The 26296-nt window shown below is 65.5% G+C and carries 27 protein-coding genes, 2 tRNA genes and 1 other RNA gene; 12 read left to right on the top strand and 18 right to left on the bottom strand.

Annotated elements, in window-relative coordinates; all coding sequences use genetic code 11:
• Positions 1-24: 24 nt before the first annotated feature.
• Together AC50YA_RS02290 and AC50YA_RS02285 are read right to left on the bottom strand one after the other, a co-directional pair.
• Positions 25-582, bottom strand: coding sequence for a DUF6993 domain-containing protein (locus tag AC50YA_RS02290; protein WP_494980751.1), 558 nt, complete (start codon positions 580-582; stop codon positions 25-27).
• 108 nt (positions 583-690) lie between these two features.
• Positions 691-1269 carry a single-stranded DNA-binding protein gene (locus AC50YA_RS02285; RefSeq protein WP_494980750.1) on the bottom strand — a complete coding sequence of 193 codons (579 nt, stop codon included), beginning with the start codon at positions 1267-1269 and terminating at the stop codon, positions 691-693.
• Between the two features lie 214 nt (positions 1270-1483).
• On the opposite strand from AC50YA_RS02285, the gene AC50YA_RS02280 reads away from it, so the two are divergent.
• Positions 1484-1556 (top strand) — tRNA-Arg (locus AC50YA_RS02280).
• A 110-nt stretch (positions 1557-1666) separates the two neighbouring features.
• On the opposite strand, the gene AC50YA_RS02275 is transcribed toward AC50YA_RS02280, so the two are convergent.
• Genes AC50YA_RS02275 through AC50YA_RS02265 form a run of 3 tightly spaced genes read right to left on the bottom strand, consistent with a single transcriptional unit; the run spans position 1667 to position 4886 of the window.
• Positions 1667-2506: a sugar phosphate isomerase/epimerase family protein gene (locus AC50YA_RS02275; protein WP_494980749.1), complete on the bottom strand. Its 840-nt coding sequence runs from the start codon at positions 2504-2506 to the stop codon at positions 1667-1669.
• Positions 2503-3717: a dihydrodipicolinate synthase family protein gene (locus AC50YA_RS02270; RefSeq protein WP_494980748.1), complete on the bottom strand. Its 1215-nt coding sequence runs from the start codon at positions 3715-3717 to the stop codon at positions 2503-2505. The genes AC50YA_RS02275 and AC50YA_RS02270 overlap by 4 nt, the downstream gene beginning before the upstream one ends.
• The gene (locus tag AC50YA_RS02265; RefSeq protein ID WP_494980747.1) at positions 3717-4886 is read right to left on the bottom strand and encodes a Gfo/Idh/MocA family protein; all 1170 of its coding nucleotides are present in this window, start codon (positions 4884-4886) and stop codon (positions 3717-3719) included. The genes AC50YA_RS02270 and AC50YA_RS02265 overlap by 1 nt, the downstream gene beginning before the upstream one ends.
• Before the next feature lie 178 nt (positions 4887-5064).
• Here AC50YA_RS02265 and AC50YA_RS02260 point away from each other — a divergent pair, with 178 nt between their 5' ends.
• Positions 5065-6153, top strand: a complete 1089-nt coding sequence (locus AC50YA_RS02260; protein ID WP_494980746.1) for a LacI family DNA-binding transcriptional regulator — start codon at positions 5065-5067, stop codon at positions 6151-6153.
• A gap of 2 nt (positions 6154-6155) precedes the next feature.
• Complete coding sequence (locus AC50YA_RS02255) at positions 6156-6932, top strand: alpha/beta hydrolase (protein ID WP_494980745.1); 777 nt, start codon at positions 6156-6158, stop codon at positions 6930-6932.
• Here the strand turns inward: AC50YA_RS02255 and map are convergent.
• On the bottom strand, positions 6919-7686 hold the full coding sequence (gene map / locus AC50YA_RS02250) for a type I methionyl aminopeptidase (protein WP_494980744.1): 768 nt from the start codon (positions 7684-7686) through the stop codon (positions 6919-6921). The two genes, AC50YA_RS02255 and map, sit on opposite strands and share 14 nt — an antisense overlap.
• 131 nt (positions 7687-7817) lie before the next feature.
• Here map and AC50YA_RS02245 point away from each other — a divergent pair, with 131 nt between their 5' ends.
• Positions 7818-8603, top strand: coding sequence for a DNA alkylation repair protein (locus AC50YA_RS02245; protein WP_494980743.1), 786 nt, complete (start codon positions 7818-7820; stop codon positions 8601-8603).
• Between the two features lie 15 nt (positions 8604-8618).
• Here the strand turns inward: AC50YA_RS02245 and mptB are convergent, their stop codons facing one another.
• A complete protein-coding gene (gene mptB, locus AC50YA_RS02240; RefSeq protein ID WP_494980742.1) occupies positions 8619-10175 on the bottom strand; it encodes a polyprenol phosphomannose-dependent alpha 1,6 mannosyltransferase MptB in 1557 nt (518 codons plus the stop codon).
• 162 nt (positions 10176-10337) lie between these two features.
• Here mptB and orn point away from each other — a divergent pair, with 162 nt between their 5' ends.
• The 3 genes from orn (at position 10338) to def (ending at position 11859) form a co-directional block, all read left to right on the top strand.
• Positions 10338-10970 (top strand): oligoribonuclease, encoded by a 633-nt coding sequence (orn, locus tag AC50YA_RS02235; RefSeq protein ID WP_494980741.1) that lies wholly within the window; start codon positions 10338-10340, stop codon positions 10968-10970.
• A gap of 128 nt (positions 10971-11098) precedes the next feature.
• A tRNA-His gene (locus AC50YA_RS02230) sits at positions 11099-11171 on the top strand.
• Between the two features lie 115 nt (positions 11172-11286).
• Positions 11287-11859 carry a peptide deformylase gene (gene def / locus AC50YA_RS02225; protein ID WP_494980740.1) on the top strand — a complete coding sequence of 191 codons (573 nt, stop codon included), beginning with the start codon at positions 11287-11289 and terminating at the stop codon, positions 11857-11859.
• Between the two features lie 18 nt (positions 11860-11877).
• On the opposite strand, the gene AC50YA_RS02220 is transcribed toward def, so the two are convergent.
• The 4 genes from AC50YA_RS02220 to rnpB form a co-directional block, all read right to left on the bottom strand.
• Complete coding sequence (locus AC50YA_RS02220; protein WP_494980739.1) at positions 11878-12675, bottom strand: HNH endonuclease family protein; 798 nt, start codon at positions 12673-12675, stop codon at positions 11878-11880.
• A 125-nt stretch (positions 12676-12800) separates the two neighbouring features.
• Positions 12801-13004, bottom strand: coding sequence for a hypothetical protein (locus tag AC50YA_RS02215; protein WP_494980738.1), 204 nt, complete (start codon positions 13002-13004; stop codon positions 12801-12803).
• Between the two features lie 81 nt (positions 13005-13085).
• Positions 13086-14564: a glyceraldehyde-3-phosphate dehydrogenase gene (locus tag AC50YA_RS02210; RefSeq protein ID WP_494980737.1), complete on the bottom strand. Its 1479-nt coding sequence runs from the start codon at positions 14562-14564 to the stop codon at positions 13086-13088.
• Between the two features lie 269 nt (positions 14565-14833).
• Positions 14834-15220, bottom strand: an RNA gene (gene rnpB / locus AC50YA_RS02205) — RNase P RNA component class A.
• A gap of 56 nt (positions 15221-15276) precedes the next feature.
• Here rnpB and AC50YA_RS02200 point away from each other — a divergent pair.
• A complete protein-coding gene (locus AC50YA_RS02200) occupies positions 15277-16041 on the top strand; it encodes a YaaA family protein (RefSeq protein WP_494980736.1) in 765 nt (254 codons plus the stop codon).
• An 81-nt stretch (positions 16042-16122) separates the two neighbouring features.
• On the opposite strand, the gene AC50YA_RS02195 is transcribed toward AC50YA_RS02200, so the two are convergent.
• Together AC50YA_RS02195 and AC50YA_RS02190 are read right to left on the bottom strand one after the other, a co-directional pair.
• Positions 16123-16878 (bottom strand): zinc ribbon domain-containing protein, encoded by a 756-nt coding sequence (locus AC50YA_RS02195; protein ID WP_494980735.1) that lies wholly within the window; start codon positions 16876-16878, stop codon positions 16123-16125.
• 62 nt (positions 16879-16940) lie between these two features.
• Entirely contained in the window at positions 16941-17870 is a 930-nt protein-coding gene (locus tag AC50YA_RS02190) for a Nif3-like dinuclear metal center hexameric protein (protein ID WP_494980734.1), read from the bottom strand.
• A 99-nt stretch (positions 17871-17969) separates the two neighbouring features.
• On the opposite strand from AC50YA_RS02190, the gene msrA reads away from it, so the two are divergent.
• The 3 genes from msrA to epsC all read left to right on the top strand — a co-directional run bounded on the left by msrA (position 17970) and on the right by epsC (position 20119).
• Entirely contained in the window at positions 17970-18494 is a 525-nt protein-coding gene (msrA, locus tag AC50YA_RS02185; RefSeq protein WP_494980733.1) for a peptide-methionine (S)-S-oxide reductase MsrA, read from the top strand.
• Positions 18495-18559: 65 nt separating this feature from the next.
• Entirely contained in the window at positions 18560-19495 is a 936-nt protein-coding gene (cysK, locus tag AC50YA_RS02180) for a cysteine synthase A (RefSeq protein WP_494980732.1), read from the top strand.
• Between the two features lie 39 nt (positions 19496-19534).
• Positions 19535-20119, top strand: coding sequence for a serine O-acetyltransferase EpsC (epsC, locus tag AC50YA_RS02175; protein ID WP_494980731.1), 585 nt, complete (start codon positions 19535-19537; stop codon positions 20117-20119).
• Positions 20120-20133: 14 nt separating this feature from the next.
• Here epsC and AC50YA_RS02170 read toward each other — a convergent pair whose 3' ends face one another.
• A complete protein-coding gene (locus tag AC50YA_RS02170) occupies positions 20134-20967 on the bottom strand; it encodes an oxidoreductase (protein ID WP_494980730.1) in 834 nt (277 codons plus the stop codon).
• 121 nt (positions 20968-21088) lie between these two features.
• Positions 21089-22525, bottom strand: coding sequence for an NADP-dependent phosphogluconate dehydrogenase (gnd, locus tag AC50YA_RS02165; protein WP_494980729.1), 1437 nt, complete (start codon positions 22523-22525; stop codon positions 21089-21091).
• Between the two features lie 173 nt (positions 22526-22698).
• Here gnd and AC50YA_RS02160 point away from each other — a divergent pair, with 173 nt between their 5' ends.
• Positions 22699-23427: a FadR/GntR family transcriptional regulator gene (locus AC50YA_RS02160; protein ID WP_494980728.1), complete on the top strand. Its 729-nt coding sequence runs from the start codon at positions 22699-22701 to the stop codon at positions 23425-23427.
• Between the two features lie 32 nt (positions 23428-23459).
• On the opposite strand, the gene AC50YA_RS02155 is transcribed toward AC50YA_RS02160, so the two are convergent.
• The 3 genes from AC50YA_RS02155 to AC50YA_RS02145 are packed head-to-tail and all read right to left on the bottom strand — an operon-like array spanning position 23460 to position 26295.
• Positions 23460-24584: an L-idonate 5-dehydrogenase gene (locus tag AC50YA_RS02155; RefSeq protein ID WP_494980727.1), complete on the bottom strand. Its 1125-nt coding sequence runs from the start codon at positions 24582-24584 to the stop codon at positions 23460-23462.
• Complete coding sequence (locus AC50YA_RS02150) at positions 24584-25354, bottom strand: SDR family oxidoreductase (RefSeq protein ID WP_494980726.1); 771 nt, start codon at positions 25352-25354, stop codon at positions 24584-24586. Before AC50YA_RS02150 ends, AC50YA_RS02155 begins: the two co-directional genes overlap by 1 nt.
• Positions 25351-26295 carry an NAD(P)-dependent oxidoreductase gene (locus tag AC50YA_RS02145; protein WP_494980725.1) on the bottom strand — a complete coding sequence of 315 codons (945 nt, stop codon included), beginning with the start codon at positions 26293-26295 and terminating at the stop codon, positions 25351-25353. The genes AC50YA_RS02150 and AC50YA_RS02145 overlap by 4 nt, the downstream gene beginning before the upstream one ends.
• Between the last annotated feature and the right edge of the window lies 1 nt (position 26296).

The raw sequence follows: 26296 nt of genomic DNA, 5'->3' as shown, positions 1-26296 counted from the left end.
CGGGCTTAACTCACATTCGGGGCCTCAGGCAGCCGCCCCTACGAAGCACTTGCCGCTGGCCAGGACCGGAAGAACGATGACGGTTACGTTGCCGTCGCGGACCTGTCCCACCACACAGTCGGTGCCCTGCAGCACTGCGGCTTCAATGGCGTCGGCTTCCAGCCCGGTGGGCGTCCGGCTCGCCGACACTTCAAGGGCCGCCGGGGCAATCCCGGCGCCGGTCAGGGCATCGGTCACCTGGGCTGTGGCCGGCTTTGGTGTCCCCGCCGCCAGCCTGCCCAGCGCATCCGTCACCGTCTGTTTCATGACCGCTGTGGCCGGATCCTCCGCCGGGGACGTGGCGGCGGGCTGGGTGGAGCCCGTGGTGGCCGGCTCCGAGGGGGTGACGACCTCGCCGGGGGTGGCAGCGCCCTGACCGGCCCCTGTTGGGGAGCCGCCGGTGCAGGCTGCAAGCGCGAGAACCATCAGGAGGCTTCCGGCGAGCGCCGTGGGCGCCCGTCCCGCATGTGACCCAAACCGCCGGGAACGGGTGGTCCGGCTGATGATTGGGGTTGCCTGCCGGTTGTCCGTCGCGCGATTCATGCCGCCATTCTTCCACGCGGCCAAGCCTGGGACGGAACGGTCCCGGCGCGGGCGGACTGCCGGCACCGGGCCCGCCCGCGTCCCGTGCGGTATCCAACGCCTGCACTTTCAGACGGTGGCTCCGGCGAGCTCGCCTGTTTCAGCGTCCACCGGAATGTGGTTGCCGTCTGCATCCTCGTGGAAGACTCCCAACGCTGCAGCGTCGTCGTCCGCGTGCTCCCCTTCTTCCGGGTCTCCTCCGTCATCGTCAGGATCAGCAGGGCCGATGCTGCTGCCCGCCGCCGTCTCCTGGCCTGCCGCGCCGTTGTCTGAAACGAGGTGCAGTCCGGTGTCACTGGTGCGGATGTAGTTGGCCGAACCACGCTTGAGGTCGTGGCCCACGGAATCCGCATCGATTTCGGCCGAATGGTAGACCCGGCCGTCCTTCTCCCAGCTGCGCAGCTTGAGCCGGCCAACGACGATGACGCACTGGCCCTTCTTGATGCTGCAGGCCATGTTCCCGGCCAGCTGACGGTAGCCCTGGACGTTGAACCAGTTCGTGTGGCTATCCACCCAGGTACTGGTGGCCCGGTCAAAACGCCGCGCCGTTGAACCGAGGCGGAACGAGGCGGTGCCAACGCCGCCAGGGGTTGTGGAGGTCTTGATATCCGTGGCAACGAAGCCCCGGAATGTTTGGTAGTCAGTCATCATCGTGTCCTGTCTCGAAGGGTGGCGCCTTAGCGGCAAAACCAGCTTCGCGCGGACGGCACCGGGCCGCGAGGGACAACTTCGCGTATGTGCACAACCCTGCCTGAACCCGCCTTGTTGAGGAGAAGTACCGGCAGCGGGCGACGCTGACGCGGCTGCACGTCGGGGCAATGTAGACTTTTTATGCGCCGGATCTATGGTCGTGGCGCCACGTGCCCCAGTAGCTCAGGGGATAGAGCAGCGGCCTTCTAATCCGCCGGTCGGGGGTTCGATTCCCTCCTGGGGCACAAGATGATGAGTTGGCACGTCCTTGACGGGTGCGCCGGTCAGCAAAAAACACCCCGGTCAGCAGACCGGGGTGTTTTTCATTGTGTGACTGGTGTGGAATTGCCGTTTCTCAGGCGTAAGGCAGGACAAGTTCCGCGTAGCGCGCCTTGACGGTCTCCATGACAACGTCGCCGTCGGCGTCCCAGATCTCCTGGTTGAAGATTTCAACCTCGATGTCCCCGGCATACCCGGCGTCCCTGACCCAGGTGCTGATGGTGGCGAAGTCAATGACGCCGTCGCCCATAAAGCCCCGGGACAGCAGCGGATCGGCCGCGATGGGCATGTTGAAGTCGCACACCTGGTAGGAGGCGATGCGCCGTTCCCTGCCGGCGCGTTCGATCTGCGCCTTCAGCTCCGGGTCCCACCAGACGTGGAACGTGTCGACGGCGACGCCCGCCGCCTGCGCATCAAACGGGGCTGCAAGATCCAAGGCCTGGCCCAGGGTCGAGATGACGGCGCGGTCCGCGGCGTACATGGGGTGCAGGGGTTCGAGCACCAGCCGGATGCCGTTCTCCGAGGCGAACGGCACAAGATCGGCAAGGCGGTCTGCCACCCGCTGGCGTGCAGCCACCACATCCTTCTCCCCCGGCGCCAGTCCGCCGACCACCAGGAAGAGTTCCCTGGTGTCCAGCGCAGCCGCCTCGAGGACGGCAGCGCGGTTGTCCGCCAGGGCAGCGGCCTGGCCGTCGGCGTCAGCCGCAGTCAGGAAGCCGCCACGGCATAAGGAGGAGACCCGTAGGCCCGCGTCCTTGATCAGCTTCGCGGCCTTGTACAGCCCCGCTTCTTCAACCCGGTCGCGCCACGGGGCGATCGCGGGGATTCCCGCGCGGAGGCAGCCATCAACCACTTCGGCAAGGGTCAAATTCTTGGTGGTGGCGCTGTTCAGGGAAAGCCGTGAAAAGTCGCTCATACTCCCACTCCGTTGATGCGCAGGTAGTCGGACATCCGGAACGCGGCGAGCGCCGGATCCTTCAGCAGCCCTGCCTTGTCGGCCAGTTCGAAGGTCTTGGCCAGGTGGCAGACGGAGCGGCCGGAGTGCAGGCCGCCCACCATCTGGAAGCCGGGCTGCTTGCCGTTAAGCCAGGACATAAAGGCGATCCCGGTCTTGTAGTAGAACGTGGGGGCGCTGAAGATGTGTTTGCCGAGCTCGCGGGTGGAGTCCAGGATGGCGCGCGCTTCCGCAGCCTTGCCGGCGTCGTAGTTCTGCAGCGCAACCGAAGCCGCCGGGTAGATCGCCGCGAAGATGCCCAGCAGCGCGTCCGAGTGGTGGCTGCCGTCGCCGTCGATCAGTTCCGGGTAGTTGAAGTCGTCGCCGGTGTAGAGGCGGACGCCTTCGGGAAGGGCAGCGCGCAGGGCAACCTCATGCGAAGCATCCAGCAGGGACACCTTCACGCCGTCCACCTTGTCCGCGTGCTCGCGGATCAGGGCCAGGAACGTCTCGGTCGCGGCAGCGACGTCGTCAGAACCCCAGTAACCGGCCAGCGCGGGATCGAACATGGTGCCGAGCCAGTGCAGGATGACCGGCTGGTCCACTTCCTGCAGCAGCGTTGAGTAGACGTGCAGGTAGTCGTCCGGACCGGCGCCCACGCGGGCCAGCGCCCGGGAGGCCATCAGGATGATCTTGGGCCCGGCTTCACTGACGACGGCGATCTGCTCCCGGTAGGCGTCCAGGACGGCGGCAAGACCCGCGCTGCCGGTGGGCAGCGTGGCAAGGTCCAACTGGTCGGTGCCGGCGCCGCAGGAGACGAGATCGCGGACAGTCTTGCCGGCGGTGGCGGCATTTCCGGCGGAGACCACCGAAGCGGCTTCCACACCGGTGCGCTTGATGAGCTGCTGGGTTGCGGCCCAGTCCAGGCCAATGCCGCGCTGGGCCGTGTCCATGGCGTCCGCAACACCCAGGCCGTAGGACCAGAGTTCGTGCCGGTACGCCATGGTGGCATCCCAGTCGAGGCTGGCCGGGGCACCTGGCGTGTTGTCCGCCAGGACCTCGGGAATGACGTGCGCGGCGGCGTAGGCCCGCCGCGACGTGAGCGGGGCGGTGGGGCGGGCCCACGACACGCCGCCCTGGAGGCGGTACTCGCGGGTGCCGCCGTCGTGCGTGGGAAGGATCAGGGAAGTCATTAGAGCGTGATCTCCGGGATGTCGATGGTGCGGCGTTCGTCGTTGGACTGCAGGCCAAGCTCGGCGAGCTGTACGCCGCGGGCTGCCGACAGCAGGCCGAAGCGGTGCTCTCGGCCGGCCACGACGTCGCGGAGGAATTCCTCCCACTGCAGCTTGAAGCCGTTGTCCAGCTCGGCGTTGGCGGGGACTTCCTGCCACTGGCTGCGGAAGGATTCCGTGACGGGCAGGTCCGGGTTCCAGACGGGCTTGGGGGTGTGGGCGCGCTGCTGGGCTACGCACTTGTTCAAACCGGCCACGGCAGAACCGTGCGTGCCGTCAATCTGGAATTCCACCAGTTCGTCGCGGTAGACGCGGACGGCCCAGGAGGAGTTGATCTGGCCGATGACCGGATCGCCCGCCGGAGTCTCGAGTTCGAAGATGCCGTAGGAAGCGTCGTCGGCGGTGGCCTTGTACTCCTTGCCGGCCTCGTCCCAGCGCGCCGGGATGTGCGTGGCGGTCTTGGCGTTAACGCTCTTGACCTTGCCGATGATGCCTTCGAGGACGTAGTTCCAGTGGCAGAACATGTCCGTGGTCATGCCGCCGCCGTCTTCCTTGCGGTAGTTCCAGGACGGTCGCTGCGCTGCCTGGACATCTCCTTCGAAGACCCAGTAGCCGAATTCGCCGCGGATGGACAGGATGCGGCCGAAGAAGCCTTCGTCCACCAGGCGGCGGAGCTTGACCAGGCCGGGCAGGTACAGCTTGTCGTGCACAACGCCGGCCGTGACGCCGGCTTCCTTGCCGATGCGGGCCAGTTCGATAGCCTCTTCGAGGGTTTCGGCGGTGGGCTTTTCGGTGAAGATGTGCTTGCCGGCCAGCATGGCCTTCTTCAGGGTGGCGGCACGGAGGCTGGTCATGGAGGCATCGAAGATGATGTCTACCGAGGGATCGTTGATCACGGAATCCAGGTCGGTGGTCCATTCGGCCACCTTGTGCAGCTCTGCCAGCTCGCGGATCTTGGCTTCATTGCGGCCTACCAGGATCGGCTCCACCTGGACCTTGGTGCCGTCCTCCAGTGTGAATCCCCCGGCGTCGCGGATGGGAAGGATGGAACGCAGCAGGTGCTGGCGGTAACCCATCCGGCCGGTAATGCCGTTCATGGCGATACGGATCGTCTTTGTTTCGAAGCCCATGTGTCCTCCACGGTGAGTGAGCAATGTTACTCAAGCTGTATTGGGAAAGCGCATTCCCACTGCATCCATCATGCACCGTTCAGCTCGGCATTGGCAAGCGCTTTCCCCGGGTATCTCAAAACTGCCATACTGAAGTCGGCGCCCTTAGCGCTGAAAGTCTGTACGAACAGGAGAAGCTGTGGCTGCAAGTACCCTCACCGAGGTGGCCCGGCTGGCGGGCGTTTCGCCGGCCACCGCCTCCCGCGTGCTGAACGGCTCCGCCCGGATACCGGGCAAGGATATTGCCGACCGGGTGCGCCAGGCTGCCGAATCCCTCGGCTACATTCCCAACGCCCAGGCACAGGGGCTGGCCAAGTCCAGCTCCGGGCTCATCGGGCTGATCGTGCACGACATCGCCGATCCGTACTTTGCCGCCATCGCCCGCGGCGTCCAGGAAGCCGCGAGGGAACAGCACAAGATGGTACTGCTGGCCACCACCGAGGGCGCCCCGGAGAGTGAGAAGGAAGCCGTGGCTGCCTTCGCCGCACGCCGCGCCGATTCCATCGTGATCGCAGGATCGCGGACTTCCCGCGCCGGGGACCGGGAAGGCAACACCGAACTCGCTGCCGAACTGGACCGCTACTGCCGCAACGGCGGCCACGTGGGCGTGATCGGCCACGGGATTGTGGGCGCCACCGCAGCGGACGGCTACCACGTGGTGCGTGTGCCCAATGAGGAGCTGGCCGCGCAGCTCGCGGCTGAGCTGGCCGCGTCGCGCGAAGAAGACTTCGTCATCATCGGCGGCCCGGAAGGGCTGTTCACGTCCGACGACCGGATCCGTGGGTTCCAGCACGGTCTTGCCAGCGCCGGCCTGCCTGCCGCGGACGTCATCCGCACGGACTTCAACCGTGCCGGCGGGTTCGAGGCCGGCCTCGCCCTGGCTGCACGGATCACAGCGTCCCAACCCGGGGGCGGGACAAAACGGCTCTGCATCTTTGCCGTCAATGATGTTATGGCCATCGGGGCCGCCGCCGCGCTGCGCGCCGAGGGACTGCGGATCCCGCGGGACGCCGCTGTTGCCGGTTTTGACGACATTGAGACCCTTCGTGATTTCCGCCCGGCCCTCTCCACGGTGCACCTTCCCCTGGAGGAGATCGGACGGCAGGCCGCCTGGAGCGCGGCCGGCCTGGCGTCCAACGACGCCGGATCGTCCCCGATAACCGGCCAGGTCACACTCCGGCGCAGCACTGACGTGGCACAACCGAGCAGCGCCGGGTCGGTGGCCTGAGGATGCTCCCGGGCTCATTGACTGCCGTGCCTGCCCGCGGCAATGCAGGGCCGCGCCCGGCGGTTCTCGTCCTTCCCGGTGGAGGGTATGCAGGACAGGCCGACCACGAGTCAGAGCCGGTTGCCGAGTGGCTCGCCGCGCTGGGGATCCATGCCTATGTGCTGCGGTACAGGGTTGCCCCGCACCGCCATCCGGCGCCGCTGGAGGACGGCAAGGAGGCCCTTCTGGCGATCCGCGAAGGCGCCCTTGGCCTGGCGGTGGACAACACGCGGGTGGGCGTCCTGGGCTTCTCGGCCGGCGGCCACCTTGCGGCAACGCTGTCGACGGCGGTCGCCACCGGAAATGCCTCGCTGGATGTCGAGGCCGCCCTTCCGGACCTGACGATTCTGTGCTATCCGGTTGTATCCTTCACGGACGCGGTCCACCAGGGGTCAGTGGACAACTTAGCGGGCGGGTCGCCGTCGGACGATCTGCTCCGGGCGCTGTCCCCCGATCTCCAGGTCACGGCCGCCACGCCGCCGGCCTTTGTGTGGCACACCGCCGATGATGCGGCGGTACCGGTCCGCCACAGCCTCTCCTACGCGGGGGCGTTGGTCCGCGCCGGCGTGCCGGCCGAACTCCACGTTTTTCCACAGGGCCGCCATGGCCTCGGCCTGGCCCGTGAGCTGCCGGGTCCGGATCAATGGACATCTCTGTGTGCGGCCTGGCTGGACAGGATGGGATGGACCGCAGTACCGACTGAACTGTCGGCCGGAACCACCGGACCTACGGAAGGGTAAGGATCAGCGGGCCATCAGCGGTGATGGCAACCGTGTGCTCGCTGTGGGCGGCCCGGCGTCCGTTGGCGGAGCGCAGCGTCCATTCGTCGTCGTCGTGGTAGTAGTCGTCTTTGCGGCCCTGGATCAGCATGGGCTCGATGGCGATGACCAGGCCCTCGGTCAGCTTGATCCCGCGGCCCGGCCTGCCGTCGTTCGGAACGGGCGGTTCTGCGTGCATGGTGCAGCCGATCCCGTGGCCGCCGTGGTCAGCCAGCAGCCCGTAGCCTGCCCGCCGCGCGGCGCCGCCGATCGCGTAGGCAAGATCGCCCATTTTGTTGCCGATCCTGGCGGCCTCGATCCCCCGTGCCAGGGCGGCGTCCGTGGCATCGATGAGGGCCTGGTCCACAGGATCGGGTGTTCCCACAATGAAGCTGATGGCGGCATCGCCGCACCAGCCGTCCAGGAATGCCCCGCAATCCACGCTGAGCAGGTCACCGTCCAGGAGCGTGTATCCGTCGGGGATCCCGTGGACCACGGCGTCATTCACGCTGGCACAGATCACTCCGGGAAAGGGAACTGAGGCCCAGCGCGGGTGGTAGTCCAGGAAGGCCGGTGTGGCTCCTGCCTTGGCTATGGTCTCTGCGGCCAGTGCGTCGAGGTCACGCAGGGTGACGCCTACTCCGGCCGCCTCACGCACGGCCGCCAGGGTGTTTGCCACCACCCGCCCGGCTTCGCGCATCAGGGCAATCTGTTCGGGAGTCTTGATCATGGACATGCAGGGAACCTCCGACGTCGGGTCGCACGGCCCAAGGGAGCGTGCAGTTTGTCTGGTCCCACTCTAGAGCCGTCCCGCTGGGGACAAACCCGCCGGCATCCACGTCGCCGGCGCCTCGCTACAGTTGCAGCATGGACGGATTATCGCCGAATGAGGAATCGCTGGACAAGGAGCCTTCGGACACGGCAGCTCCGGCCACGGAGGCTCCGAACCGCGTGTTGCTCCACACCGTCCGCGCGGCGCTGCGGGAGCGGACGGACCCGGTGCGGGCAGCCGGAGCGCAGGCGTATATGAAGTCCACGCTGCCGTCACTGGGCGTCAGGGTCCCGGAGGTCAGGCGGCTGGCGCTGGCCGCGGCCGGCGCCCATCCCTTTACGTCGGCGGGCGAGTTGCGGGGCACGGTGCTTGAGCTCTGGCGCGGCTCCACGGTGCGCGAGGAACGCTATGCAGCCATTGACCTGACGGGCCTCCGGTTAGTGGCCCGTGACCAGCTGATGCTCCCTATCTATGAGGAGATCATCCGCACCGGCGCGTGGTGGGACTTCGTTGACGGGGTGTCGCATCGTATCGTCGGGCTTCTTCAGGCCCACCGGCCAATGATGACCGAACTGATGCTGGCCTGGAGTACAGACCATGACTTCTGGATCAGGCGGTCGGCCATCACCTCGCAGTTGAAGGCCAAGATCCGCACGGATCAGGCCCTGTTGCGGGCCGTGATCGAGCCGAACCTGGCGGACCCGGAGTTTTTCATCCAGAAGGCCATTGGCTGGGCGCTTCGGGAATACGCCAAGACGGACCCGGACTGGGTGCGCAATTTCGTGGTGGAAAAGGGAACCCAGTTGAGTCCGCTATCCCGGAAGGAAGCCTTGCGGCATTTGGAACAAGGCACGACGGCGGGAATCGCGGGCGCCGGATAGCGGCGCCTGCGGAGACTAGATAACGGGGCGTTCGGTCACCGGCTCCGCCGACTTCCGGAAAAGCCGCTTGGTGCCTGGATCCATGAAAATCAGGTACATGGCAAAAAGCAGGCCGGTAATCGCCGCCGCGAACCGGGCCAGGACCAAAGCAAGTCCCAGGTCCTCGGTCTGGAGGTAGGGAAATACCTCCAGCTGGTCGGAAATGGCGTAGATCATGAAGAACGAGACGATGAAATACAGGGCTTTGACCTGCCAGTCATTGCGGATGCCCGTCACCGCGAACAGCGGGATGAGCCACACCACGTACCAGGACTGGATCATCGGTGCCAGCACCACAATGGCCGCAAAGGCTAAGGTGAGGCGGCGAATCAGCCGCTCATGCTCACCCTTGAAGATCTGGAAGGCGACGATGCCTATGGCAAGTATTTTGCCGGCGTCGAACACCCAGTCTGCGATGGTCCACCCGTCGAGGCCGAAGGCATTCGAAACGGAAGCGACCACGAGCCCTACCAGGCCCACCGGCGCGTACCAGATGAAGAGGCTGCCAGGGGCGGACAGCCCGTTGACCCAGCCGAAGCCGAAACCATTGACCAGGCTCAGCCCATACAGAATGGCCAGGCTCAGCCCTCCCGTCAGTCCCCAGAATAGGAATTTCCGCGGCCAACCGGCATTCTTGCCTGCCCAGATCAGGCCGATGAACGGCAGGAAAACGATGGTGATGGGCTTGACGGCGATGGAAAGTGTGACCAGGACTATGCCCAGCACCACGCGCCTGGTGGCCGCGTAGTACAGCCCGGCAAGGGCCAACCCGATCATGAGGGCATCGTTGTGGACACTGGCGATGAAGTTGGTGAGGAACAGGGGGTTGGCCGCGGTGAGCCACAAGGCGCGGTGCGGATTGACGCCGTGAAGCTCTGCCAGCTTGGGCACAAAAATGACGCAGAGGACCACGCCAAACAGCGCAACGAGCCTGAAAAGCATGACGCTCGCCTCGGGCTGGACGTTGGTGGACCAGACCACAAACTGCTCAATCCACAGGAACAGCTGGCCGTACGGCACGGGAGCTTCGGTCCACTGTTTGTCGGCGCCAAGCTGGAAATAGTTGGAAAGCGCCGAGATGCCGTTCTCGTAGGGGTTGAAGCCCTCCACCATCAGCCTGCCCTGACCTATGTAGGCATACACGTCGCGGCTGAAGAGCGGGACGGTGAACATCAACGGAAGGCCCCACGCGGCGATGGCCTGCAGCGTTGCCTTTCGCGCCGCCGGCCCCCACACGCGGACCCGCTGGCCGAGCCTCAGCCAGGAACGGACCAGGAGCATGCCGCCCACCGCAACCAGCACGATGGCCAGGGCAACGCCGATGGCCTCCGTGCGCATCCAGATAAAGATCGGCACCCGGCGAAGTTCGGAAACGGGGGCCAGCCAGCCGACGCCGAGGGATCCGATAACCATAAGGACAGAGCCGACAAGACCGGCAAGGATGGGAGACCTGGCGTTATCCACTTCAGCCGCTGCGGACTCCGGGACCACGCTGGCGGCCATCTCCCCCGTTGCAGGCACAGGCGCCGTCATCTCAGGATCGTCCAATCTCTTTGCATTCGGCGCTCCAGCCCCGCGGGCGGCAGTGGCCGCCCGGGCCGCGCAGGCACAGCACGGCGGCAAAATCCTCGCCCCCATGTACCCGAAATCCTAGCATCGGACGGTTGCGCCGGAGCTAAACGGTAGGCTGGTCCGGTGCCTATATCTAACGAACGCATCGTCTGGATCGACTGCGAAATGACCGGCCTGGACATCAAGAACGACGCCCTGATCGAGGTGGCGGCGCTGGTGACGGACTCAGAGCTCAACATTCTCGGCGACGGTGTGGACGTGGTGATCAAGCCCGAGGATGCTGCCCTTGCCCAGATGAACGACTTCGTCCGGGACATGCACACCCGGTCCGGGCTGCTCAAGGAACTGCCGCACGGCAAGACCATGGCCGAGGCCGAGGCCGCCGTGATGGAGTACATCGAAAAGTGGGTGCCGGACCCGCGGAAGGCACCGCTGGGCGGCAACTCCGTGGGGACCGACCGCGTCTTCCTCTCCCGCGACATGCCGGCCGTCGTAGAACACCTGCATTACCGCGTGATCGACGTGAGCACCATCAAGGAACTCTCCCGCCGCTGGTTCGCCCGGGCTTACTTCCAGTCCCCCGCCAAGAAGGGTGGCCACCGCGCCCTGGGGGACATCCATGATTCCATCGACGAGCTACGCTACTACCGCGAGGCGGTTTTTGTACCGGCTCCCGGACCTGACAGCGCAACGGCCCGCGAAGTCGCCCAGCGCATCACTGCCACGCCCGGCACAGCAGGTATCCCCAAAGAGTAATCTGCACCACGTTTGGCGGAAATTTTCGCAAAAGCCCCAAAAGTGGCACAAGCACCCCCGAACAGCAGGTAAGCTATTTGAGTTGCCTTTCCAGAACACCGGATCACCGGAAATCTGCGGGGCACATGGTGGGCTTAGCTCAGTTGGCAGAGCGCCTGGTTGTGGTCCAGGAGGTCGCGGGTTCAACCCCCGTAGCTCACCCTCATAGGGCGGAAGTAACAGCCGTCCAGTTGGAGGCCGTACCGGATATCCGGTGCGGCCTCCATTTTTTTGCATAACGCCGGCGTCACGCCGCACGCACGAAGGGCCGCCTGACATGACAGTTCTGCCAATCACCGTCTGGGGAGAACCGGTGCTGCACCGCCGCGCCGCAGAGGTGGAGGTGTTCGACGACGAACTGCGCACCCTGATCGCGGACATGTTTGAAACCAACGACGCTGCCAACGGCGTGGGTCTGGCGGCGCCCCAGGTTGGGGTCGGCAAGAGAATCTTCATCTACAAGTACGACAATGACGACGGCGCTCCCCCCACCGGAGCCCTGGTCAACCCCGTGCTGACGCTGTCCAAAATCTCCGGCGCCGTGCCCGACCCCGACGACGAGGAAGAGGGCTGCCTCTCGTTTCCGGGCGGCGCATACCCGCTCAAGCGTGCGGAGTGGGCACGGGTGGAAGGCTTTGATGGCTACGGGCAGCCGGTTGAATTCGAAGCGACAGGCTGGTTCGCCCGGGTGATCCAGCACGAATACGACCACCTCGACGGAAAACTTTACGTCAACCGACTGACGGACCGCTATGCCCGGAAGGCCATGAAACAGGCCAAGAAGAGCGGCTGGGGCGTGCCCGGGCTGACCTGGATGCCCGGCGTGGATCCGGACCCGTTCGGCCACTAAACCGGCGCAGGCCACGCACTACCGGGCGCTGATGGTTGGCTGGTCCGGGCACGAGTCCAGGACACGCTTCATCGCATCCTTCTCCGGCTGCGTGACCCATAGTCCGTAGGACGCCTTCACCGAGATCTGGCGGGCAATATAGTGGCAGCCGATGTTCTTGTTCTTCGGCAGCCAGGTGGCCGCGTCGCTTGCGCTCTTCTGCTGGTTGGCGGGACCGTCCGCAGCGATGAGGTTCAGCGGATCGTTGGCCAGGCTCTGGCGCTGCTGCGGGGTCAGCCCCTGCGCGCCCTTCTGCCACGCGTCGCTGAGCGCCACGACGTGATCGATCTGGATTTCCTTGCTGCTCTCCGGGCCACGCCGGAACTCCATGGCTTTCCCCGTGTACGGCTCCTGGATGGCCCCTGTCGCTACCCTGCATTTGGACCCCTCCGAGAAGCCCACGGCGGTCAGGTCCCTCCGGAGGATGTCATTGCGGGTGTCGCAGCCGTTGCGGTCCACGTCCAGCCAGGCCTGCCCGAAGGCCTCACGCTGGTAGTTGTCCTTGGGAGCCCGCCCCTTGACGGCCAGCCCCTCGAGGGCGTCCCGTGCACTCCCCTGCGGTACTACGTGAACCGGAACCACGGGCTTCATCCAGGTCCCGTCGAAAACAGGCGCCTCGCTGGGTCCTGCGATTGCCGGTTCTGCCGCTGCGAACTGGCCGGCAGTGAAAAACCACACCGCAGAGCCCACCACTGACAGTGCCAGCACCGCCAGGAAAGTCCAGGCCTGCCTCGAGCGGCGGCGGGCACGGCGGTAGGCACGCCAGCTGACGGTCATGGGCAACCTGCTCTTCGGGAAATGTAATGCACCAGAAGAGCCTAGGCCACGCCTCTGACACTGAAGCAGTTGTCCACATTGGGGAGGAAGAGTGGCCGGGCAGGCCACCTACCTGCTAGGACCGGTTACTGCTCCCGGGCCACGCGGCGCAGGTCTTCTTCGGCAACCTGGAGGAGCCCCTCGAGCTGGCGCACCCGGTCCTCCCCGACGTCGCCGGACATCCGGGACGTGCGCGCCTGGTCCAGGAGCCTGATGGCTTCCTTGTGGTTGGCCTTGGCGACGTCGAGGGCGTGCTCAAGGGTGGTCTCGTGGAGAGTTTCGTTATCCATGCCACCAGTGTGGTCCCGATTCCCGGCTGATTCCAGTGAATCAGCCGGGAATGTCGGGCAGCCGGCCCGGCAGGCGAGCCTCTAGACAGCGATTGCGGCCAAGGCAGCAGCGGGTTCCTTGGCAGGGAAGGACGGCGGGTTGACGCCGGCCATCTCTTCCATAACCCGGACTACCTGGCAGCTGTAGCCGAACTCGTTGTCGTACCAGACGTAGAGGACCAGGTTCTTCTCGTTGGAGATCGTGGCCAGGCCATCAATGATGCCGGCGCGGCGGGAGCCGACGAAGTCCGTGGAAACCACTTCAGGTGAGTCGATGTAGTCGATCTGCTTACGCAGGTCAGAGTGCAGTGACATCTCGCGGAGGTAGTTGTTGACCTCATCCTTGGTGGTGCCGTTTTCCAGGCTGAGGTTCAGGATGGCCAGGGAGACGTCAGGGGTGGGGACGCGGATGGAACTTCCTGTGAGCTTGCCCAGCAGCTCGGGCAGCGCCTTCGCCACGGCTTTGGCGGCGCCGGTTTCGGTGATCACCATGTTCAGCGCGGCGGAGCGGCCGCGGCGGTCGCCCTTGTGGAAGTTGTCGATCAGGTTCTGGTCGTTGGTGAAGGAGTGGACGGTCTCCACGTGGCCGTGGATTACACCGAACTTGTCGTTGATGGCCTTCAGGACCGGGGTGATGGCGTTGGTGGTGCAGGACGCTGCGGACACGATCTGGTCCGTGTCCTCGATGGTGCGGTGGTTGATGCCGTGCACAATGTTTTTGAGTTCGCCCTTGCCCGGTGCCGTGAGGAGAACGCGGGCAACGCCCTTGCTCTGCAGGTGCTGCGACAGGCCCTCGGCGTCGCGCCAGCGTCCCGTATTGTCCACCACCAGGGCGTTGTGGATGCCGTAGGCGGTGTAGTCGATCGTGGCGGGATTGTCCGAGTAGATGACCTGGACCTGGACACCGTTTGCGGTGATGGTGTTGGCGTCTTCGTCCACACGGATGGTTCCCTCGAAGGAGCCGTGGACCGAGTCGCGGCGCAGGAGGCTGGCGCGTTTGGTGAGGTCCTTGTCCGAGCCGCGGCGCACCACGATGGCGCGCAGGCGCAGGCCGTGGCCGCCGCCCGCCTTTTCGATCAGGAGGCGGGCCAGCAGGCGGCCGATCCGGCCGAAGCCGTAAAGCACAACGTCGGTGCTGGTGCGGTCATCGCCGCCGCGCTTGCCCACTACCTCGGCAAGTTCGGCGCGGAGGAACTCTTCCAGGGTGGCGCCGTCGCCTTCTGCCTTGAACTTCTCCGCCAGGCGGGCGACGTCGATAGCTGCCGCACCAAGCTCCAGCTGCGCCAGGATGTTCAGCAGCGGTGCGGTCTCTTCGAGCAGGAGCTCGGTGTTGCTCATGCGGCGGGCGAAACGGTGCGCCTTGAGGATGTTCATGGTGGACTTGTTGATCAGGCTGCGGCCGTGAATGCTGGTCACCACGTTGTTTTCGCGGTACAGCCGGCCAATCACCGGAATCATGGCCTCGGCGAGAGCCTCCCGGCCCATCCACGTATCAAGACAAGAATCTGACGTCTGGCTCACAGAACTACCTTCCTCGGTTCAGCCGCATACGTCGTCGTACGCGGTTGGCGGCCACCTGATGTTGTCCAGGGGCTCTGGCACCGGCAGGATGCAGTCCATCCCGGGTGCCGTGGAGAAGCGTAAAGAAAGGCCGCCGGCTGCGAACGCAGACCCGGCGGCAGAACCTCTACGTTCGCTCTTCATTCTAGGCTGGAGCAGCCCCCGCGGACCGCCGCCGCCAGCGTGAAATCACTCACATGCGGGGCAGGTCCGTGCCGGGTGATGGTGGTGGGATGGGTTGACCGATACGCCGGGTTCTGTGCTCCCGTGCCGTTACCAGCGCGGGAGTAGCGGCCATCCATCTACGGACGCCGTTGCCGACGCCCTCCAGCGGCCTACCCGGACACTCGGGCGGGCAGCCCTCAAACGTGTCCTGTCTGGCCTTGCTCCGGGTGGGGTTTACCTAGCCTTCCCGGTCACCCGGGAAGCTGGTGGTCTCTTACACCACCGTTTCACCCTTACCTGCTGACCTTCCGTTGCCGGAAGACGCAGGCGGTCTGTTCTCTGTGGCACTGGCCTGCGGGTTACCCCGAGTGGGCGTTACCCACCACCCTGCCCTGCGGAGCCCGGACGTTCCTCGAGTCACTTGCGTGACGCGCGGCCGCCTGGTCAACCCATCCGCAGCCAGTCTACCGCCGGAAGGGGGAACCGCCGTCGCCGGTAGGATCGTACGGTGCTGATTCTGCTTCCCCCTTCCGAAGGCAAGACCCCGGCAGTCCGCGGGTCCGCCGTCGACTGGCCGTCACTGAGCTTTCCCGAACTCAACACCTACCGGGCCAAGGTCCTGGAGGCACTGGGGACGGTCAGCGCACATGAGGATGCCCTCGCCCTGCTGGGCGTCGGCGCATCGCTGCAGGACGACGTCGAACGCAACACCCGCCTCCATGCCGAACCGGCGGCCCCTGCGCACCAGATCTATTCGGGCGTTCTGTACGACGCCCTTGGCTACAAATCCCTGACCCTCGCGCAGCGCCGGAAGGCCGATGTTTCGGTGCTGGTGATCTCGGCACTATGGGGTGCCATCCGCTTCGCCGACCGTGTACCCGCCTACCGGCTGTCGATGGGAACGGCACTGCCCAACGTCGGCCGCCTCGCCTCGTTCTGGAAGCCACAGCTTTCGGAGGCCCTCGCGGAGTCCGTGTCCGGGCACCTGCTCGTGGACTGCCGCTCCAGCACGTATGCCGCGGCATGGGCACCGCCGCCGGCTCAGACGGTGGCCGTCAACGTCTTCACCGAGGTCAACGGCGTACGCAAGGTGGTCAGCCACTTCGCCAAGCACACCCGCGGCGAGCTGGCGCGGCACCTGCTGGCCCGCCGCGGCAACGCCCCGCAGACCCCGGCGCTACTGCTGAAGGCCGCGCGCGAAAAATGGGACGCGGAGCTGGTGGATGGTTCAGCGCGGAAGCCGCATGCCCTGAATATTCTCCTGCCCAACTAGGTAGCACTAACTGTCGTTTTGAGCGTTCAAAACGACAGTTAGTGCGACCTACTTGGGCTGCTAGCTAGTTGGGGCGGGCTGCTAGCTAGTTGGGGCGGGCGTGTTCCACTCGGCGGTGCGCACCAGGATGGCTCCCGAATCCGGGCAGAACACAATGACGTCTGCGGCGGCGGCCTTGATCTCGGCGAGGTCTCCGGGGCTCAGCTTCATTCCGGAGGCCTCAGAGGTTCCGTGGAACAACCGGGCGGCGCCCACTCCCCGCTTCGCCAGCGTCTTTTCGTAGACCGCCAGCATCCCGGCGTCAAGTCCTTCAGCGAATTCGGCACGCTTGCCACGGACAACGGCCGCTTCAGCGGCTACTTCGGCCAGGGCTTCATCGAGTTCGGCGCGGATGCCGCCGAACGAGCCCTGGACGTTGTCCACGATGACCTGCTGGGCAGCCTGCCGCTCGCGCAGCGAATCCAGGCGTTCCAGTATTTCCAGCTCAACGTCTTCAAGGTCCGAGCGGCGCTTGTTCAGCGATGCGATGTCCTTCTGCAGGGCAACGAGGTCCTTGGACAGCCCCGTTCCGCTGTTGAGCCGGGCTTCGTCGCGTTCGATGCGGGAGGCGACCTGTTCGACGTCGGCCTCGGCGCGCTTCAGCTCAGATTCGGCGTCATGGACGGCCATCTTGGCGGAGCCGAGTTCACCGTTGGCGACGGACAGGGCAGATTGCAGGTCCTCGATCCGGGGATCGGTTTCCAGGGCGCGACGGCGGTTGGACAGGGACTTGAGCTTTGCGTCCAGCCCCTGCAGTTCGAGCAACTTCAACTGTTCCGCCGGTGCTGCCTTGGCCACTATTTACCTCCGCTAAATCCAATCCGGCCGAAGCCGGGCACCGTATCGGCGCTCTATAGACTCTAGTCCCCGCCCGGAGTCAGAATGAAGTCCCACGGATCGCTGTTGGTGGTGCTTACCTGGATCTCGACGTCGTGGCCCTGATCGGCGAGCACATTACCCAGTGCCGACGCCGCGGCGGGAAGCCACAACCACTCGCTGGCAAAGTGCGAGACGTCAATCAGGTACGGCCGGCCGTTCACTGCCGCTTCGCGCGCTTCGGACGCAGGATGGTGGCGGAGGTCGGCGGTGACATAGACGTCGGCGTTGTTGGCCCGCACCTCGTTGAACAGGGAATCGCCCGCGCCGCCGCACACCGCAATGCGCCGCACCAGGCCGTCCTTGTCCCCTGACACGCGGACTCCCCCGGCTACGGACGGCAGGATGCCGAACACCCGGGCAGCGAAATCGCCCAGGCTCATCACGTCAGCCAGGTCCCCCACGCGTCCGATGCCTTCCTCGGGCAGTCCGTTCGCGGCAACCGTCAGCGGGACAACGCCCTCCAGTCCCAGCGCGTCAGCCAGGACATCGGAAACGCCCCCGACGGCGGAATCACCGTTGGTGTGGACGGTCAACAGCGCGGTTCCAGACTCGATCAGCCGGTGGATGGCCTGTCCTTTGGCGGTGGTGGCCGCCACTGACGTGACGCCTTTGAGGAGCAACGGGTGGTGGGTAATCAGGAGCTCCGCACCCCGCTCCACGGCTTCCTCGATCACCGTAAGCGTCGGATCAACGGCGAACATCACCCTCGTAACGGGCGCAGACGGATGGCCGGCCACAAGCCCCACTTCGTCCCAGTTTTCGGCCAGGGACTCGGGCCAGAGTTCCTCGACCGCCAGCAGCACCTGGCCCAGGGTGGGAGCAGCCGGACCGTCCGCTGTAGCGTCCTCGCCGAATAGCGTCCCGTCGTCGTGCTTGTCCGCATGTGTGACACCGATGTCTGCAGGTTCCATGCTCCCAGTTTTACCCCATCCGGCCATTTGCCCGGCATGTTTCAAAATCTCGTAGGGTAGTCAGGGAATCATCCGGCGCGCTCAACCATTGAAGAGGTCATGAAAACTTTTGTTCTTGGCGGGGGCTGCTTCTGGTGCCTTGACGCTGTCTACCAGAAAACCAAGGGCGTCGCGTCGGTGGTTTCCGGCTACACGGGCGGCCACGACCCCCAGCCGGACTACTACTCCGTCTGCGGCGGGACCACGGGCCACGCTGAGGTAGTTGCAGTCACTTTTGACGAGACCATCATCCCGGCCGAGATCATCCTGGACATGTTCTTCGCGCTGCACGATCCCACCACGCTTAACCGCCAGGGCTACGACGCGGGCACGCAGTACCGCTCGTCCATGTTCTATGAAACCACCGAAGAGAAGATTCTCTTCGAGGAAGCCATCGAACGGAACCAGGCACTGTGGTCGCACCCGATCGTGACCGAGGTCAGTCGGCTGCCACGGTTCCATACCGCGGAGGACGTCCATCAGGATTACTACGCCAAGTATCCCGAGCAGGGTTACTGCCAGGTGATCATCAATCCGAAGCTCGCCAAGGCCAGGAAATATTACTCTGCGTGGCTTAATGCTTAGCAGCGGCTGCTCAGCCATCGTTAGGCTGACCTCAGTATTCACACTTGAGAGATAGGCATATCTACATGGCACGGATCTATGACGATGTAACGCAGTTAGTCGGCGGCACCCCGCTGGTCCGCCTGAACCGGCTCACCGAGGGCCTGGACGCCACTGTGGCCGTCAAGCTCGAGTTCTACAACCCGGCCAACAGCGTCAAGGACCGCATCGGCGTGGCCATCGTTGACGCCGCTGAGAAGTCCGGCGCCCTTAAGCCCGGCGGCACCATCGTTGAAGGCACCTCCGGCAACACCGGCATCGCCCTGGCCATGGTGGGCGCAGCCCGCGGCTACAAGGTCATCCTGACCATGCCCGAGACCATGTCCACCGAACGCCGCGTCATGCTCCGGGCGTTCGGTGCCGAGATTGTGCTGACCCCGGGTTCCGAGGGTATGCGCGGCGCCGTGGACAAGGCCCAGGAAATCGTGACCAACACAGAGAACTCCATCTGGGCCCAGCAGTTCGCCAACGAGGCCAACCCTGAGATCCACCGCACCACCACCGCCGAGGAAATCTGGTCCGACACCGACGGCAAGGTGGACATCTTCGTCGCCGGCATCGGCACTGGCGGAACCGTCACCGGCGTCGGCCAGGTCCTGAAGGAGCGCAAGCCTGAGGTCCAGATTGTTGCCATCGAACCGAAGGACTCCGCCATCCTGAACGGCGGCGCTCCCGGGCCGCACAAGATCCAGGGCATCGGTGCGAACTTCATCCCGGAAATCCTGGACACCAACGTCTACGACGAAGTCCTGGATGCCACGCTGGAGGATTCCGTCCGTGTCGCCCGTGAACTCGGCGTCAAGGAAGGCATCCTCGGCGGCATCTCCTCCGGCGCCATCGTTTGGGGTGCCCTGGAACTCGCCAAGCGTCCGGAGAATGCCGGCAAGCTGATCGTGGCGGTTGTCTGCGACTTCGGTGAGCGTTACATCTCCACCGTGCTCTATGACGACATCCGCGGCTGATCAGTCCGTTGTCGCCCCGTTTCCTGTAGAAAGAACTTTGTGGGCTTTTTCGCAAGACTGAAGGAAGACCTCGACGCCGCCCGGTCACATGACCCGGCGGCCCGAGGTTCTTTTGAGAACTTTTTCGCCTATTCCGGGCTTCACGCCATCTGGATCCACCGGCTGACGCACCGGATGTGGCAAACCTCGGGACTGCGGTTCCCGGCGCGGCTGGTCTCGCAGCTGGGCCGCTTCCTGACCGGAATCGAGATCCATCCCGGCGCCACGATCGGCCGGCGCTTCTTCATCGACCACGGCATGGGTGTGGTCATCGGCGAGACCGCCGAAATCGGCGAAGACGTGATGATCTACCACGGCGTCACGCTGGGCGGCCGCTCCCTGGCCAAGGTCAAGCGCCACCCCACCATTGAAGACCGGGTCACCATCGGTGCCGGAGCCAAAATCCTGGGACCCATCACTATCGGCCGGGACAGCGCCGTGGGCGCCAACGCCGTGGTGGTCAAGGATGCGCCACCGGAATCGATCGTTACCGGGGTGCCCGCCAAGTGGCGCCACCGCGATGCCCAGCGCGAAACCAAGCCCGCTGTGGATCCGGCCGAATACGACATCGAATACCGGATCTGACCTTCAGCTGGGGCTCATCCGGCGACACGCTTCAGGACTGCCATGACCACCGCATCGTAGAGCCGGTCCGGCAGGACCCGCCGAAGTCCCAGAATGGCCGCCGCTCCCCTGCCCACCGGATACCGGGTCCGGGGACGCGCAGCCGTGGCCGCGTGCAGGACAGCCGCCGCAATCACCGCCGGCTGCGTTGACGTTTCAGGCCTGTCCGTGGACGCCAGGACATCCGCCATGTGCCTTGCCTGGGCAGCGTACGGCCCCTCGCCGCTGCTGGCCAGCAGCCCGTCAGCGGAAATCCGGCCCCATTCGCTCAGCGTACTCGCCGGTTCAATGATGGCTACCTCGATGCCGTGCGGCTTGAGTTCCAGCCGCAGTGCATCGCTCATGCCCTCGACGGCGAACTTCGTGGCGTGGTACCAGGCACCGAGAGGCTCGTAGAATTTGCCGCCGATGGACGAGATGTTGATGATCCTGCCCCGCCCCGCACTCCGCATGGCCGGCAGGACCAGCTGCGTCATCCTGGCAAGGCCAAAGACGTTCACCTCGAACTGGCGCCGGCCTTCGGCCAGATCCACCTGTTCCAGCGCCCCGTAGGACCCGTAGCCGGCGTTGTTGACCAGGACATCTATCCGCCCGCGCTCTTCCAGGACACGGCCGACGGCGGCACGCATCGAATCGTCGTCCGTCACGTCCAGCGCCAGGACCTGGATACCAAGGGCTTTCAGCGGCTCCATTCTGTCGACCCGGCGGGCGCCGGCATAGACGATTAAGCCGTGGCTGCTGAGCTTCTTCGCCGCCTCGAAGCCGATACCCGTGGAGGCTCCCGTAACTAATGCGACTGGCTTGGGCATTCTGACTCCTTGGATGGACGGACACCACAAATGCCGGAAACGCCAACGGCCGGCAGCTCCCAGAATATCTGGGAAATGCCGGCCGCAGGGTTTTCAGCTTGATGCAATCAGAGCGTGGTGATTAGTGCGTGTCCACTGCTTCGATTTCGGACTTGTCCTCGCCCCAGAGGGTGTGGAACGTGCCCTCGGCGTCGACACGGCCGTAGGTGTGCGCGCCGAAGAGGTCGCGCTGGCCCTGGATCACTGCGGCCGGCAGGCGCTTACGGCGCAGGCCGTCGTAGTAGGCCAGTGAAGAGGAGAAGACCGGCACGGGGATGCCGAGCTGGACGGCGGTGGAGACCACGCGGCGCCATGCCGGCAGGACATCGGCGATGGCCTTGGTGAACGCCGGGGCGAACAGCAGGTTGGCCGGCTTGTCTTCGGCGGCGTAGGCCTTGGTGATTTCCTTGAGCAGTTCTGCACGGATGATGCAGCCGCCGCGCCACAGCGAAGCGATCTCGTCCAGCTTGAGGTCCCAGCCGTATTCCTTGGCAGCGGAGGTCAGCATGTCCAGGCCCTGGGCGTAGGAAACCAGCTTGGAGGCGTACAGCGCCTGGCGGACGTCCTCAACAAAGGTGTCCGGAACGTCGACGGCGATTTCCTCACCGGCGAGCAGTTCCTGGGCGATCTTGCGCTGCTCGGCCTGCGATGAGAGGGCGCGGGCGAAAACGGACTCGGCGATGCCCGACGTCGGGGAACCAAGCTCCAGCGCGGAGATGACCGTCCAGCGTCCGGTGCCCTTCTGGCCTGCGGCATCCACCACAACGTCAACAAACGGCTTGCCGGTGCGGGTGTCAACGTGACCCAGGACCTCGGCGGAGATTTCGATGAGGAAGGAGGCGAGCTCGCCCTTGTTCCACTCTTCGAAGATCTTGGCCTGGTCGGCGGGCTCGATGCCGGCGCCGGAGCGGAGGAGGTCGAAGGCTTCGCCGATGACCTGCATGTCGGCGTATTCGATGCCGTTGTGGACCATCTTGACGAAGTGGCCGGCGCCGTCGGTGCCGATCCAGGCGCAGCAGGGCTTGCCGTCGACGTGGGCGGCGATCTTTTCGAGCAGCGGACCGAGGGCGTCGTAGGACTCCTTGGAACCACCGGGCATGATGGACGGGCCGTTCAGGGCACCTTCTTCACCACCGGAGACGCCGATGCCGACAAAGTGAAGGTCCTTCTTCGCCAGTGCGGCTTCGCGGCGGCGCGTGTCCTCGTAGTGTGAGTTTCCGGCGTCGATGATGATGTCGCCGGCTTCCAGCAGGGGTTCAAGCTGCTCGATGACCGAGTCAACCGGCTTGCCGGCCTTGACCATGATCAGGACGCGGCGGGGCTTCTCCAGGGAGTCAACCAGCTCCTGCAGCGTTTCGGTGCGGACGAAGTCGCCGTCCGTGCCGTGCTTAGCGAGCAGCGCGTCAGTCTTTTCGACGGACCTGTTGTGCAGGGCAACGGTGAAGCCGTTGCGGGCCAGGTTGCGGGCCAGGTTGGCGCCCATCACCGCAAGGCCGGTGACACCGATGTGTGCAGACATCAAAACTCCAATTTCGTTGTGCAAATGGATGTGCAGATGGCTCCGCGTTCGCTGCGAAGCACGCTGTCACGAACCGATCGATCCTAATAAAGCATATATATTCAATCGGATTGAGGGAAGCGGTGCCCACTTTGTGGAACGGGGCCAGTCAATCCCAGTTTAGGCTTGAGTCCATGTCGACCAGCCTGCACCACCGTGCCATTGAGAACCTTGGCACCCGGATCATCACGGGCGAGCTGCCCACCGGACACATCATGCTGGCCGAGCACCTTGAGGAAGAGCTGAAGGTTTCACGGTCCGTGGTCCGCGAGGCCGTGCGGGTCCTCCAGTCCCTGGGCCTGGTGGAAACCACCAAGCGGGTGGGCATCCGCGTGCTGCCGCCGAGCCGCTGGAACCCCTTCGATTCCCAGGTCATCCGCTGGCGGCTGTCCAGCGACGCCCGCGGCGCCCAGCTGCGGTCACTGGTCGAACTGCGTTCCGCCGTCGAGCCCGCCGCTGCCGAACTGGCAGCGAACAATGCACCGGCGCAGCTGCGGCGGGAACTGGTGGACATTGCCCATGCCCTGCGCGACGCCGGCCACTCCGGGGACGCGCAGAAGTTCCTCGAGCTGGACATCGCTTTTCACTCGGTCCTGCTCTCCGGGTCGGGCAACGAAATGTTCGCCAACCTGATGGGGCAGGTGGCGGAGACGCTGACTGGGCGCACGGTCCACGGACTGATGCCGGACCACCCCCATGAGGGGGCGCTCCAGTGGCACGTCGACCTGGCAGAAGCGGTCGCAGCCGGGGACGCCGCCACGGCCCGGGACGCGTCCGAACAGATCATGCGCCGCACCACCTCCCGGCTGTCCGGAACCTGGACGGACCAGCCCCGGGTGTTTATCCCGGTCCGCCGGAACTGACCGCGCCCGGAACCAGCCCGTCCGCAACGGCGCTACTCGGGTTGGAAGTTGAGGAGTACTTTTCCTGATTCGGCGGAGTTCCTGGCTGTTTCGAAGGCCTCGAGTCCTTGGCTGAGGGGGTATTCGTGGGTGATGACGGGGCTGATGTGCAGGGTGCCGTCGGCGAGGGCGGTGATGACGTCGTCGATCTCGTTGTTGAAGCGGAAGGATCCGCGCAGGTCCAGTTCCCGGGTGATGGCCAGGGAGATCAGGACCGGCTGGGGTCCGGTGGGCAGCAGCCCGACCATGACCACGGTCCCGCCGCGGGCCGCACCCTGGATCGCTGAGGCCAGGCCGTGGTGGCTGCCCGAGGATTCAATGACCACATCGGCCTGCACCGCGGCGATCGCGTCCGCGTCGCCGGCCTGCAGGACCGCGTCCGCGCCGACGGCGGCGGCGATCTCCAACGGTTTGGCATGGACGTCGACGGCGGTGATCCGGGCCGCCCCGGCACGTTTAAGGACCGCGACGGCCAGCGCACCGATCGGGCCGCAACCGATCACCAGGACACTCTTGCCCGCCACGTCCCCCGCCCTTGCGACGGCGTGCCAGGCCACGGCGGCCGGCTCGATCAGGGCCGCGGTCCGCAGGTCCAGGCCGGCCGGGAGCTCCCGGAGCATCCGGGCAGGCAGGTTCACGTAGCGGGCGAACGCGCCGTCGGTGTGCGGGAACCGTGCCGCGCTGCCCAAATAGGTGCAGCCCGGGGACAGGTTGGGCCGGTCCGCCGGATACCGCACATCCCCCGCACCCGGGCCCGGGGTGGCGGGGTGGACCGCGACCGGGGTCCCCACTACCGGGCCGGTCCCGTCCGCCGCGGCCCGGACCACGGTCCCGGAAATCTCATGCCCCAGCACCATCGGCGCCTTCAAGATCGATTCCCCCGCCGCGCCGTGCAGCCAGTAATGCAGGTCCGACCCGCAGATCCCGCCATACGAAACCTCGACCACGGCCTCACCCGCGGCAGGTCCCGCCAGCGGGACCTCCTCGATCCGCAGGTCCCCCGCCGCATACGCCACCACCGCCGCACCCGAAACCGGCAAGGCAGAACTGGGCAGGGCAGCAGCGGGCAGGACAGACCCGGTGACAGCCGCCCCGGGCAGTGTTGTGTTCGTGCCCATCAGACCACCACCGTCATGCCGCCGTCGATAAAGATCGTCTGCCCGTTCACAAAGTCCGACCCGTCCGAGGCCAGCCACACCGCCGGGCCGGCCAGGTCCTGGACCGTGCCCCACCGGTGCGCCGGGGTCCGGCCCAGGATCCAGGCATTGAACTGCCCGTCATCGACCAGGTTCTGGGTCATCTCGGTATGGATGTAGCCCGGGGCGATCCCGTTGATCTGCAGCCCGGACCCCGCCCACTCCGCCGTCATCGCCCGGGTCAGGTTCCGCAGCCCGCCCTTCGCCGCAACATACGGGGCGATCGCGGGCCGGGCCAGGTCCGTCTGCACCGAACAGATATTGATGATCTTGCCCTTGCCCCGCGGGATCATGTGCCGTGCCGCCTCCCGCCCCACCAGGAACGCGCTCGTCAGATCCGTCCTGATCACCCGCTCCCAATCAGCCACATCCAGCTCCAGCATCGGCACCCGGTGCTGGATCCCGGCGTTATTCACCAGGATCTGCAACGGCCCCACATGCTCCTCCACCCACGAAATACCCCGCGCAGCCTCGGCATCACTCGTGACATCAAACGCGACACTGTGCACCCGCCCCGGCGCGAAGTCAGCAGCCATCGCCACCTCCGCAGCCTTCAACCGCTCCGCATTGATCCCGTTCAACACCACCGTCGCCCCGGCCTCAGCCAAAGCCCGCGCCAACGCATTACCAATCCCCCGGCTCGAACCCGTCACCAAGGCAACCCGCCCCGTCAGATCAAAAAGTCCACTCATGGTGCAGCTGTCCCTTTCGTTACGGCATCCGCAGGTTCCGCGATATTGGTGTTGTCGCTCAGGTTCGAAATGGCCTGGCGGACCACGGCAAGGTCCTGATCGCCAAGGCCCTGGCGCTTGAGTTCGGCGTAAAGCTCGACGCCGGCAGTCGCCATCGGCACGGCAGCGCCGGCCGCCCGGGCTGATGCGAGCACAAAGGACAGGTCCTTGTGCATGAATTTCGCCGGGCCTGTTGGTGTGTAGTCCTTCCGGACCAGACGCGGTCCCACGTTCTCCAGCACACGGCTGCCCGCAAGGCCGCCGGCCAGGACGTCGAAAAGCGCTGCCGGATCCATCCCGGAGCGCTCGGCGAGCTCGGCCGCCTCGGCGAGCGCCGCCGTCGTGGTTCCTACAATGAGCTGGTTGCAGGCCTTGGCGAGCGACCCCGCGCCCGATGGGCCCATGTGCCTGACGGTGGTCCCCATCGCGTTGAAGAAGGGCCCAAGCCGCCGGAAATCGTCCGCGGTGCCGCCGGCCATGATGGCCAGGGTCCCGTCGGTCGCGCCCTTGGTTCCGCCGCTGACCGGGGCGTCCACCACGGTGGCGCGGCCGTGGCTTGCCTCCTGGACCCAGCGTCCGAAGTCCTGGACCTTCTCCGCTGAGACGGAGCTCATGACCACCACGGCAGTGCCGGCCTGCGGCGGAGTTTCTTCCCAGCTCGCCAGCAGCCCCGCCGAGGCCTGCTCGATGAAGGACAGGTCCGGGAGCATAAACGCGATGATTGGCAGGTCCCGCAGGGATGCAACGTCCGGCGCGGAGTGGCCACCCTGCGCCAGGAACTCCTGCAGGGGTCCCTCGGATCTGTTCCAGGCCGTGACTGTCCAGCCGTCGCGGATAAGATTCGCCGCCATGGGCAGCCCCATCAGCCCCAGGCCTACAAAGCCCGCTGTTCTGTCTTCCATA

The sequence above is a fragment of the Pseudarthrobacter sp. RHLT3-21 genome (assembly GCF_059383495.1).
Note: the sequence above shows the minus strand (reverse complement) of the source record. Positions and strands in the feature narration are given on the sequence as shown.